This is a genomic window from Paraburkholderia terricola (assembly GCF_900142195.1).
Classification (GTDB): Bacteria; Pseudomonadota; Gammaproteobacteria; order Burkholderiales; family Burkholderiaceae; genus Paraburkholderia; species Paraburkholderia terricola.
Window position 1 is genome coordinate 40,959 of the sequence record NZ_FRAB01000003.1, and the last position, 11,884, is coordinate 52,842.

Consider the following 11,884-nt stretch of genomic DNA (forward strand, 5'->3'; position numbering starts at 1 on the left):
GCGCTGTTGCAACTAACGGCCAGGCCTGCCTCGCGTCCGCGAATCGGCGCGCGCGCCGCGCCATCGCAAGCCGCTTTGGCACAACCTGTCACTCAACGATGACAGCCCGATTCGAGCACGGCTTGCGGCGATCGGCTCATTCATCCCCGCGTCACCCATGCGGAAAATAATCGAACTGCGTTGCGCCCTATGCGCCCTATGCGCCCTATGCGCCCTATGCGCCCCATGCGCCCCATGCGCCCCATGCGCCCCATGCGCCCCATGCGCCCTTGACCGCCCGCAATCGTTTGCCTGCTTTGCGGGCCGATGCACGTGCGCAGTGCTGCGCCCGTGCCGCTTGCACCGCCTGCGTGCGCAAAACCCGCGCGCCGGCGGATGACGGCGGGCATGGCATGTGCGTGAACACGCGCTCGCGCTTGCCGGTGTCCGCGAGCCGTAAAATGTCCTACTCTCTTTTTTAACCCGCCTGACCGGCACGCGCCTCCCGCCCGTCATCTGTGCGGTCCGCGCATGCCGCGTCTTTTTACCGGAGGCTTCGATGACAGCCGTCGATCTGGAATTCGACCAGCTCAACAGTACCGTCGACGCGCTACGGCGCTCAATTTCCAATCGCATGATGTATGGCGTCGGCAAGGACGCCGTCACCGCCCATCCGCATGACTGGCTGCATGCCGCCGCGCTCGCCGTGCGCGACCGGCTGGTCGCGCGCTGGATGAAAACCACGCGCCTGCAATACGAACAGGACGTGAAACGCGTCTACTACCTGTCGATGGAATTCCTGATCGGCCGGACCTTCACGAACGCGCTGCTCGCGCTCGGCATCCACGATCAGATGAAGGAAGCGCTCGCGAGTCTCGGCGTGGACATGGAAGCGCTCACCGATATCGAGCCGGACGCCGCGCTCGGCAACGGCGGCCTGGGCCGGCTCGCGGCCTGCTTCCTCGATTCGATGGCGACGCTCGGCATTCCGGGCTTCGGCTACGGCATCCGTTACGAGTACGGCATGTTCCGTCAGGAAATCGTCAACGGCGAGCAGGTCGAGGCGCCGGACTACTGGCTGCGCGCGGGCAATCCGTGGGAGTTTCCGCGGCCCGAGATCAAGTACATGGTGCACTTCGGCGGGCGCACCGTGCAGCGTGGCGAACACGTGGAATGGATCGACACCGAGCACGTGAACGCGACCGCCTACGACACCGTCATCCCCGGTTATGCGACGGACGCGACCAACACGCTGCGCCTGTGGTCGGCGCGCGCGACCGACGAACTCGACCTCGGCGCGTTCAATCGCGGCGACTACCGCAATGCGGTCGACACGAAGAACATGTCGGAGAACGTCTCGCGCCTGCTCTATCCCGACGACTCGACGCCCGCGGGCCGCGAACTGCGGCTGCGCCAGGAATATTTTTTCGTCTCGGCGACCATGCAGGATCTGATTCGCCGCTATCAGCGCACGCACAGCACCTTCGGGCGCTTCTCCGAAAAGGTCGCGGTGCATCTGAACGATACGCACCCGGTGCTCGCGATTCCCGAACTGATGCGTTTGCTCGTGGACGTTCATCACCTGCCGTGGGACAAGGCGTGGCATCACGTCACGAAGATCTTCTCGTACACGAACCACACGCTGATGCCCGAGGCGCTCGAAACATGGGACGTCGAGATGCTCGCGCGTCTGTTGCCGCGGCATCTGGAGATCATCTTCGAGATCAACGCCGGCTTTCTCAAGCATGTGAGCGAGCAGTCGGGGCATGACGCCGAGATGATCCGCCGCATTTCGCTCGTCGACGAATATGGGCAGCGGCGCGTGCGAATGGCCTATCTGGCGATCGTCGCGAGCCACAAGGTGAACGGCGTCTCCAAGCTGCATTCGCAACTGATGACGCGCGACATCTTCGCCGACTTCGCGCGCATCTATCCGGACCGCTTCACCAACGTGACCAACGGCATCACGCCGCGCCGCTGGCTCGCGCAAGCGAGTCCGTCGCTGTCGTCGCTGATCGATCAGCAGATCGGCCGGCATTGGCGCAGCAATCTGTTCGACCTCGAACAACTGCGCGAGCTGCGCGGCGACAGCGCGTTCGTCGAGGCTTTCCGCGAGGCGAAGCGGCAGAACAAGCTGCGGCTCGTGCAGCGGCTCGCGCATCACACGAAGCTGCATTTCGATCCCGACGCGCTGTTCGATCTGCAGGTCAAGCGCATTCACGAATACAAGCGGCAACTGCTGAACGTGCTGCACGTGATCGTGCGTTACAACCAGATTCGCGCGAACCCGGAGCGCGACTGGGTGCCGCGCGTGGTGATGTTCGCGGGCAAGGCGGCGTCCGCGTACCGGATGGCGAAGACGATCATCAAGCTGATCGGCGACGTGGGGCAGACGATCAATCACGACCCGCTGGTGGGCGACCGCCTGAAGGTGGTGTTCGTGCCGAACTACGGCGTGAGCGTGGCGGAGCTGATCATTCCGGCGGCCGATCTGTCGGAGCAGATTTCGATGGCCGGCACGGAAGCGTCGGGCACCGGCAACATGAAGCTGGCGCTCAACGGCGCATTGACGATCGGCACGATGGACGGCGCGAACATCGAAATCTGCGACGCCGTGGGGCGCGAGAACATCTTCATCTTCGGCCACACCGCCGACGAAGTGGACAGCCTGCGCGCCACCGGCTACCGGCCGCGGCAACTCTACGAGGAAAATCCCGAGCTGCGCATGGCGCTCGACCAGATCCGCACGGGTTTTTTCTCACCTGACGATCCGCTGCGCTTTTCGGACATCTTTCACACGCTGGTCGACTGGGGCGATCACTACATGGTGCTCGCCGACTTCGCCGCGTTCGCCAAGGCTCAGCGCGAAGTGGATGCGCGCTTCGTCGACAAACGCGCGTGGACTGAAAGCGCGATCGAGAACGTCGCGGGCATGGGGCAGTTTTCGTCGGACCGCACGATCGGCGAATATGCGCGCGATATCTGGCGGGTGAGTCCGCTCGACATGGCGTGATTTGAAGGCAGGGTTGCGCGGATTATGTTCCGCGCGCTCGCATGAAAAACAAAGGCCGTGCGATTTTTCGCACGGCCTTTGTTCTTTATCGCCCGCTGAATATCGCCGAGCGTTTACCGAATGTCACTGCACGAGCGTCTCGGTCTCGCTCGCGGCATACAGGCCCAACTGCCCGCGCGGGAAATCGAACAGCACGTCGATGTTCTGCATGCCCATCAGGCCGATCACGATACGGTTGGCGCCCGGCTTTGCCTTGACGATCTCGACTTGCGCGTCCTGATAGCGATGCAGCCATTTGCCCGTGCCGAGCGCCACGTTGTAGTTGCCCTGATTGAGCACCTTGCCCACTTCGTCGTCACCGGTCCAGTTCGGCGCCTTGTCCATTTCGACGCGGATCATCTGCGTGCTGGCGGTGGCGAACACCAGCGGCGCGCAAAAGGTCATCCTGTCGCCGACGTTCACGCAGGCTCGCGGCCATTGCGCCGTGCCGTCTTTCGAGACCGTCATCGGCACCATCGTGTAGTCCTTCGTGAGCGCGTTCGACGGACTCAGCACCAGATACGGCTTGGTGAAGTTCGCATGCACCAGGTACCGCTGACCGATGTTGCCGGGCAATGCGCGCAGCGGTTGCGTGCAGCAGTTGTCGTCCGCTTGAGCCGCGCCGACGCCGAACAGGCCCGAGAACGCCCAGCCGAATTCGGCGGTGTAGCCGTCCATTCCCACGCAGCGCCGCGCGTTTTCCTGGCACTTCACCTGGTCGACCGCCTGCGCGTCGATCTGCGCCGGCTTCGTACCCGCGATGCTGAACGGCACCTTGACCGCCGCGCCGGAAATCTGCGCGCCGTTCGTGAGCGGCAGCGAACTCGCCGGGCCGGCGTTCGGATAGCTCCTGCCGGGCAGGACCGACTTCAACACGCGCACGCCTTGTGTGCCGGTATCGAGCGCCAGATACACCGGCTTGCCGTCGATCTGGACAGGCAGGCCGAGGCGTGCGTGACCCTGATCGGCGCGTTCCACTTGCAGCGGAATCAGCAGGCCGTCGTTGCCGTTGTTGATCAGCGCGGCAGTCGAGGCGGGCGGGGTGGGAACCGGGAACGTCGTGGAGCAGCCGCTCAGCGCGACGAGCGCGCCGGTGACGGCGAGCGCCGCGGCGCCCAGATGACGGAAACGATGAAGCGGGTGCCGGCGTGCGGCATCGGGAGACGACAGGGACATAGGATCACGCTTTGTAAAAATGCGGGTCCCTGGCGAAGGCGATGCATCGTGAGCTGACCGGTAGACGGCACTGAGACAGCACGGGCGGCAATCTCAGTGGATTGCCGCGGTGTCAAGCGGGGAAACCGGGACGCTTGCGGGGCCTGCGGGGCGGGAACACGCGATGAGAGGAGCGGCGACTCTACACGGCCACCCAAGCTCAATTGCAAAGATGTGTCGACGTTTGCGGGTGAGCCGCGCGGCTGGCGACGCGCCTGCGCAAACATTGATCCAGGTCAAGCATCCCCTGGACGACGACTCAAGCGTTAGGCGCTGCCTCCGCCTTCGCTTCGTCCACGGCCGCGCCGACGCGCTCGACGAACTCGCGATCGGTGCTCGACAGCGCCTCGCGCTCGCCGTTGGCGGTTTGCACCATCAGACGATGCGTGACGTCCTGGGTCAGCCACGTGAGCCAGCCCACCACGATCAGCATCGTGCCGCAGACCATGCCCGCCGGCGAATTCAGAATCCCGCCGGCAAGCGCGCCGACGACACCGACGAGCGAGATCGCGCGCGGCAAGACCTTGTTCTTCTGCACGGTGACGACCTGCACGCTCACGATGTCGCGCAGCGGAAAAACCTGACCGGCGGACGAGAGTGCGTTGCGCGTGACCGACACGCCACGATCATTGAAGGGAGTTTCCATCGAGTTCGATGCAAGCAGTTGCGAAGGGCGCAGCGTACCAGAGTTTGAACGCCGGAAATCGTGCGACTTTCTCGCCGCCGTTACCGGCCGAACGGCAGGAAGAGCCCATCAGGATGCCGGGTTTCGGAGGATCGGGGCCTAGCGGCTTTTTTCGGTGCTGCCGCCATAGGCAGCCATGAAAACGTCCAGCGCCCGGTTCACCACTTGCGTAATGTTGCGTGCCGACGTGTCCGTCGGCACGCCGAGAAGACACAGCTCAGCCAGCTCGGCTTCGAATAGCGCGCGAAGATGCGCCGTCGCGACCGTGACATTGCATTTGCGCAAGTGGCCCGCTTCGCACGACTGCTGCAGGAAGTTCGCCACCGTTTGCCAGCCGAGTTTCGGTCCGCGTTCGTAAAACAGCGCGCCCACATGCGAGCGGCCGCCTTCATGAATGGCGAGGCGCCGTACCGCGAGCAACTGCGGCTTGAGGATGGCGATCAGATAGTGCTTGCCGAAGCTCGTCAGCGCCTCGCGGATCGGCACCGATGTCTTGAGCAGCGCGAACGCCCCTTTGATTTCGTGCGCGGCGCACTCGTGCATCACTTCGAAGAACATCTCTTCCTTCGACTGGAAATAGCCGTACAGCGTCGCCTTGGACGCGCCGGCCCGCGCCGCGATGTCGGACATCGACGCCTGCTCGAAGCTTGTTTCGCTGAACACCTCAAATGCGGCGTCGACGATCGCCTGCCGCTTTTCTTCCGTTTTCTTTCTCATTCCCGAGGCTTTCCTGTGCTTTGCCGGAAGGTTCATGAAATCTGTCCGTGCGTGATGTTACCAAAGGCCGTTGCCGGACTTCGCCCCTAAAAACTGAACTGGTCAGTTTATTTTAGTTGACACGCCAACATCCGCATAACTAAACTGCACGGTATTGTTAAGGACGAGACTGAGATCGTGAAAGAAGCTGCGGTAATCGGAGAGAGGGCGCGTTCGGCACGAACCGCGAAACCGGCCATGACGCTCGTCGCGGCGCTTGTCGTCAGCGTGCTGGCGAGCGCGTGCGCGCAATTTCCCGACATGCCGCCAAAGCCGTCGCCAAAGGATGCGGGCCGCTACGAGAGCGCGCGCAGTTTCGGCACGGGCGCGGGCGAGGACGCGCCATCCACATGGCCCACGGAACAATGGTGGCTGCGCTACAACGATGCGCAGTTGAACGCGCTGATCGCCGAAGCGTTGAAGGGCGAGCCGACCCTGGCCACCGCGCAGGCGCGTCTGCACAATGCCGAAGCGTCGGCGCAGGAAGCGGGCGCCGCGCTGTTGCCTGAAGTCAGCGCGCAAGGGTCGGTCGAAAAGCAGAAGCAGAGTTACAACAACGGCGTGCCGCCCGCCTTCGTGCCGCGCGGCTGGCGTCCATACGGCTCCGCCGAACTCAACTTCAGCTACGAGATCGACTTCTGGGGCAAGAATCGCGCGTCGCTTGCCGCCGCCACGTCGGAGCTCGACGCGGCGCGCGCCGATGCTGCCCAGGCTCGCATGGTGCTGGCGGCGTCGATTGCCGATGCGTATGCGGATCTCGCGCGCCAGTTCGCCGAACGCGACAGCGCAGAAGCGGCGGTCAAGGTACGCACGCAGTCCGCGCAACTGTTCGCCGAACGCTTCGCCAACGGACTGGAGACGCAGGCCGGCGTCAAGCAGGCGGAATCGAAGCAGCAAAGCGCGCGCGCCGATCTTTTCGAACTCGACGAATCGATCGCGCTCACCCGCAACCGGATTGCCGCGCTGATGGGCGACGGTCCCGACCGTGGCCTCGCCATCGGCCGTCCGGCGGTGGATCTGGCGCAGCCGGCCGGCATGCCCGCCGACCTCGCGCTCGGCCTGCTGGGCCGCCGTCCCGACGTCGTGATCGCCCGCTTGCGCGCGGAAGCCGCGAGCAAGCGGATCGACGTCGCCAAGGCCGGCTTCTATCCGAACGTGAACCTCTCCGCGATGATCGGCTTCCAGTCGCTCGGCCTGAACATGCTGACGCGCGCGGGTTCGGCGGTCGGCAATGTCGGACCGGCCGTCACGCTGCCCATCTTCAACGGCGGCCGCTTGCGCGGCGAGTTGCGCGGCGCGCGCGCGAATTACGAGGAAGCCGTCGCCAACTACGACGAAACGCTGACCAAGGCGCTGCGCGACGTCGCCGATGTCGCCGTCAGCAAACGCGCGCTCACCGACCGGTTGCAGGCGACGCAAGCGTCGTACGACGCGGCCGCGCAATCGCATCGCGTGGCGCTCGAGCGCTATCAGGGCGGACTGTCCGGCTATCTCGACGTGCTGAGCGCCGCCGACACGCTGGTGAGCGCGGAGCGCCAGCTCGCCGACATGCGCTCGCGCACCTTCACGCTCGACGTTTCGCTCGTGCGCGCGCTCGGCGGCGGTTATCAGGTTGACGCGCAGGCCAACGCACCGGCCAATGCACCAACCACCACGCCGTCCGCCGCCGCAACGAACCCCGAAGCGAACCCCCAAGCGAACCCGAAAAATCAAAGCTGATCCCAAGGACCAGAACATGTCTCAAAGCCATTCCCCCGCGGCCGACGCGCCGTCCATGCCGAGCGCCGACCATTCGACCTATGCCGGCGAGAAGACCACAACGGCCGCCGCGCCCGTCGCTCGCCGCCAGAAGCTGTTCGCCTTGCTGGGCGCCGTCATCGTGCTGGCCGGTCTCGCGTATGGCGGCTACTGGTACTTCATCGGCTCGCGTTACGTGTCGACCGACAACGCGTACACCGCGGCCGAGATCGCGTCGATCACCCCGTCGGTGAGCGGCATCGTGCAGCGCGTCGCCGCGGTCGACACGCAGCATGTCCGCAAGGGCGACGTGCTCGTCGTGATCGACGACACCGATGCGAAGCTCGCGCTCGAACAGGCCGAAGCCGAAGTGGGGCGCGCCGAGCGCAAGGTGCGCGGCTACCTCGCGACCGACGCCGGGCTCGCCGCCCAGGTGGCGGCGCGCGCCGCCGACGAAGCGCGCATGAACGCGCAAATCGCGTCGGCCAAGGCCGATTTCGACCGCGCGGCGATCGACCTGAAGCGCCGCGAAGCGCTCGCGCATTCCGGCTCGGTGTCCGGGGAGGAACTCAGCAACGCGCAGACCTCGTTCGCGAGCGCCCAGGCGGCGCTGATGGCGGCCCGCGCCAACGCCTTGCAGGCGCAGGCGAGCCGTGCGGCGGCCATCGGTTCACAGGACGCCAACAAGGTGCTGTTCGCCGACACCACCGTCGACACCAATCCCGAAGTGCTGCTCGCGCGCGCAAAGCGGGACCAGGCGCGCGTCGATCTGCAACGCACGGTGTTGCGTGCGCCGGTCGACGGCGTCGTCGCGCGCCGCCAGGTGCAGGTGGGTCAGCGGGTCGAGCCGGGCGCGTCGCTGCTGTCCGTCGTGCCGGTGGATTCGCTGCACGTCGACGCGAATTTCAAGGAAGTTCAGCTCGACAAGGTGCGCATCGGTCAGCCGGTGGAACTGACGTCCGACCTGTACGGCGGCAAGGTCGTCTATCACGGCAAGGTCGCCGGACTGGCCGGCGGCGCGGGTTCCGCGTTCGCGATGATTCCCGCGCAGAACGCGACCGGCAACTGGATCAAGGTGGTCCAGCGGCTACCGGTGCGGGTCGCGATCGACCCGGCCGATCTGCGCGCGCATCCGCTGGGCGTCGGCCTGTCGATGGAAGCGACCGTGGATACGCGCGACGGCGGCGACAACAACGCGACGCCCGCAAGCTGAGGCCGCGCCGACCATGTCATCCAGTCAAACGCATCAAACGCGGGACATCCCGTTGCCGCCGCTCAGCGGCGGCATGCTGATCGGCGCGGCGTTGCTGCTGGCCGCCGCCAACTTCGTCGCGGTGCTGGACACGACGATCGCGAACGTGTCGGTGCCGACCATTTCCGGCGCGCTCGGCGCGTCGTCCAGCCAGGGCACCTACGTCATCACGTCCTACGCGGTGGCCGAGGCGATTACCGTGCCGCTGACCGGCTGGCTGGCAAACCGCTTCGGCACGGTGCGCGTGTTCATCACGTCGCTGATCATGTTCGGCCTGTGTTCGGCGCTGTGCGGCATGGCGACTTCGCTCGAAATGCTGGTGCTGTTCCGCGTGTTTCAGGGACTCGCCGGCGGGCCGCTGATGCCGCTGTCGCAGACGCTGCTGCTGCGCATTTTCCCGAAAGAGAAAGCGGCCGCGGCGATCGGCTTGTGGAGCATGACGACGCTGATCGCGCCGGTGCTGGGCCCGATCCTGGGCGGCGTGATCTGCGACCGCATGCACTGGGCGTACATCTTCTACATCAACGTTCCGGTCGCGCTGATCTGCGGGTATCTCGGCTGGCGTTTGCTCAAGCGCTACGAGACGAGCCTGATGCGCGTTCCAATCGACGCCGTGGGTCTCGCGCTGCTCGTCGTATGGGTCGGCGCGCTGCAAATCCTGCTCGATGAAGGCAAGGATCACGACTGGTTCGCGTCGACGGAAATCCGCGTGCTCGCAATCATCGCGGCGATCGGCTTTGCGTCGTTCCTGATCTGGGAGCTGACGGACCGTCATCCCGTGGTCGACCTGCGGGTGTTTCGTCATCGCGGCTTTAGTGCGAGCGTAATCACGATCACGCTGGCGTTCGGCGCGTTTTTCGGCGCGACCGTGCTGACGCCGCTGTGGCTACAGAGCTACATGGGCTACACGGCGACGTGGGCGGGGTGCGCCACGGCGATGACCGGCATCCTCGCCGTGCTCTCGGCGCCGCTCGCGGCCAACCTGTCGTCCCGGTTCGACGGACGCTGGCTGGTGTTCGCAGGCGTGATGTGGCTCGGCGCGGTCACGCTGTGGCGCACGCACGCGAACACCGACATGACGTTCTGGCAAGTGGCGTTGCCGCTGCTGCTGCAAGGCGTCGGCTTGCCGTTCTTCTTTGTGCCGCTCACGGGGCTCGCGCTGAGCAGCGTGGAGGAACCCGAAACGGCATCGGCGGCGGGGCTCATGAATTTCTGCCGGACCTTCGGCGGCGCGATTGCGACGTCGCTGGTCAATACCGGGTGGGAAGACCGCACGAAGTATGACCGGGCGGAGTTGTCGGGACTCGTCGATCAGGCCGGCCACTTCTCGACCATGCTGACGAATTCGGGCTGGAGCGCGGGTCAGGCGCAGGCGCAGATCAGCGACGTGGTGCAGTCGCAGGCCGTGATGCTCGCGACCAATCAGCTCTTCACGATTGCAGGCGCATGTTTCATTTTCGCCGCGCTGGCGGTGTGGCTCGCGCCGAAACCGACGCGGGTCGCCGATACGTCGCAGGCGCATTGAAGCTGCACACCGAAGCTGCGCACTGAAGCTGCACCGAAGCGGCATGCGTCTTTCGCCCTCGCGCGGAATTCGCGAGCCGTAATCAACACGGAACGGTTATGTCCAACGCAACACGCATTGTCATCGTCGGCGGCGGGATCGCCGGCATTCTGCTCGCCACGCGGCTCGGCAACCATTTCGCGCATTCGCACGAGGCGTCCGTGACGCTGATCGACAGCAGCCACACGCATATCTGGAAGCCGATGCTGCACACCATCGCGGCCGGCACGCGCGATGTGAAGCAACAGCAGGTGAGCTACCTCGCGCATGCGAGCGCGCACCGCTTCGCCTGGCAGCCGGGCGAGATGGGCGGACTCGACCGGCAACGCAAGGAAGTCCTGCTCAACGAAGTCAGGACGCCCGAAGGCGAGCTGGTGCTGGAGGCGCGAGCGGTTCCCTACGACGTGCTGGTGCTATCGCTGGGCAGCCGGGCAAACGACTTCGGGGTGCCGGGCGTGAGGCAGCACTGTCATTTCATCGACAGCCAGCAGCAGGCCGAAGCCTTCAACGGCGTGTTGCGCGCGCGCATGCTGCGCGCGGTGGTGCGCGACGAAAGACTGCGCGTCGCGATCGTCGGCGCGGGCGCCACCGGCGTCGAACTCGCCGCCGAGCTGAGCCGGGTGCTCGAAATCGCGCAAGGCTACGGCGATCCCACGCTGCGCAGCCGGTTGAGTCTCACGCTGCTCGAAAGCGGCCCGCGCGTGCTCGCCTCGTTTCCGCCGGCGATTTCCGCATCGACCCAGCAGCAACTCGAACACATCGGCTTTTGCGTGCTCACCTCGGTGCGCGTCACGGCGGCGCAGGAGGACGGATTCCGTCACGGCGACGATCGTCTGGTGAAAGCCGATCTGATGGTGTGGGCGGCGGGCGTCAAGGCGCCGGACTTCCTGAGCGAACTGGCCGGGCTGGAAACCAACCGCTCGAATCAGATCGTGATCGGCGCAACGCTTCAGTCCATCCGCGACGACCACGTGTTCGCACTCGGCGATTGCGCGAGCTTGACGCCGGAGAATCATGAGCGGCCGTTGCCGCCCACCGCCCAGGTGGCCACGCAGCAGGCGGAGCATCTGGCCCGTCATCTGCCTGGATGGCTGACGGGCGCGCCGATGCCGGAGTTCGCTTTTCGGGACTTCGGCTCGCTCGTGTCGCTAAGCGATTACGGCGCCTTCGGCACACTCGGACGGTTCGGCTTCTTCCCCGGCGGCTTCATTCGCGGACGGTTCGCGCAATTGAGCCATGCCATGCTCTATCGACGTCATCAGCAGGCGCTTCACGGTTTCGGCAGAGCGGGGCTAATGTGGACCGCCGAGCAGATCAACGCACTGGTTCAGCCGAAGATCAGGCTGAGTTGATGACGCATTGCCCGTTTTAACGCAGCGGCCCGGCATGCCGCGCTTCCAGATGGATCAGCCATGATGAACGACGACGACACCCGCCGTTCCCGCGCGATGTGGGACGAGATGACGGTGCTGCACACGAGCGTTTCCGCTATTCGCAAGGCGCAGGGCAAACGCAATCCGTCCGACTGCGAAGCGAACACCGCGGAATACGAAAAAGTGGTGACCGACTACGTGGACGACCTCGAACGCGCGATGCGCGAGGCATGGTGGGACAGATGGCCCGACCCGCAACGCTGAAGCGGCG

Annotated in this window: 9 protein-coding genes; 6 read left to right on the forward strand and 3 right to left on the reverse strand. The window is 65.3% G+C overall.

What is annotated here, in order from left to right:
• Positions 1-538: 538 nt before the first annotated feature.
• Positions 539-2,992: a glycogen/starch/alpha-glucan phosphorylase gene (locus BUE39_RS03545; RefSeq protein ID WP_073427277.1), complete on the forward strand. Its 2,454-nt coding sequence runs from the start codon at positions 539-541 to the stop codon at positions 2,990-2,992.
• Positions 2,993-3,115: 123 nt separating this feature from the next.
• Here the strand turns inward: BUE39_RS03545 and BUE39_RS03550 are convergent, their stop codons facing one another.
• The 3 genes from BUE39_RS03550 to BUE39_RS03560 form a co-directional block, all read right to left on the reverse strand.
• Entirely contained in the window at positions 3,116-4,207 is a 1,092-nt protein-coding gene (locus tag BUE39_RS03550; protein ID WP_073427278.1) for a hypothetical protein, read from the reverse strand.
• A gap of 298 nt (positions 4,208-4,505) precedes the next feature.
• A complete protein-coding gene (locus BUE39_RS03555; RefSeq protein ID WP_073427279.1) occupies positions 4,506-4,892 on the reverse strand; it encodes a DUF6232 family protein in 387 nt (128 codons plus the stop codon).
• A 138-nt stretch (positions 4,893-5,030) separates the two neighbouring features.
• The gene (locus tag BUE39_RS03560) at positions 5,031-5,648 is read right to left on the reverse strand and encodes a TetR/AcrR family transcriptional regulator (RefSeq protein ID WP_073427280.1); all 618 of its coding nucleotides are present in this window, start codon (positions 5,646-5,648) and stop codon (positions 5,031-5,033) included.
• A gap of 237 nt (positions 5,649-5,885) precedes the next feature.
• Between BUE39_RS03560 and BUE39_RS03565 the strand changes: the two genes are divergently transcribed.
• From BUE39_RS03565 to BUE39_RS03585, 5 genes are all read left to right on the forward strand, one after another.
• Positions 5,886-7,406, forward strand: a complete 1,521-nt coding sequence (locus BUE39_RS03565) for an efflux transporter outer membrane subunit (protein ID WP_073427281.1) — start codon at positions 5,886-5,888, stop codon at positions 7,404-7,406.
• Between the two features lie 16 nt (positions 7,407-7,422).
• The gene (locus BUE39_RS03570) at positions 7,423-8,637 is read left to right on the forward strand and encodes an HlyD family secretion protein (protein WP_090518689.1); all 1,215 of its coding nucleotides are present in this window, start codon (positions 7,423-7,425) and stop codon (positions 8,635-8,637) included.
• Positions 8,638-8,650: 13 nt separating this feature from the next.
• Positions 8,651-10,201 carry a DHA2 family efflux MFS transporter permease subunit gene (locus BUE39_RS03575; RefSeq protein WP_073427283.1) on the forward strand — a complete coding sequence of 517 codons (1,551 nt, stop codon included), beginning with the start codon at positions 8,651-8,653 and terminating at the stop codon, positions 10,199-10,201.
• Positions 10,202-10,299: 98 nt separating this feature from the next.
• A complete protein-coding gene (locus BUE39_RS03580) occupies positions 10,300-11,592 on the forward strand; it encodes an NAD(P)/FAD-dependent oxidoreductase (RefSeq protein ID WP_073427284.1) in 1,293 nt (430 codons plus the stop codon).
• 60 nt (positions 11,593-11,652) lie between these two features.
• A complete protein-coding gene (locus tag BUE39_RS03585; RefSeq protein ID WP_073427285.1) occupies positions 11,653-11,877 on the forward strand; it encodes a hypothetical protein in 225 nt (74 codons plus the stop codon).
• Positions 11,878-11,884: the final 7 nt, after the last annotated feature.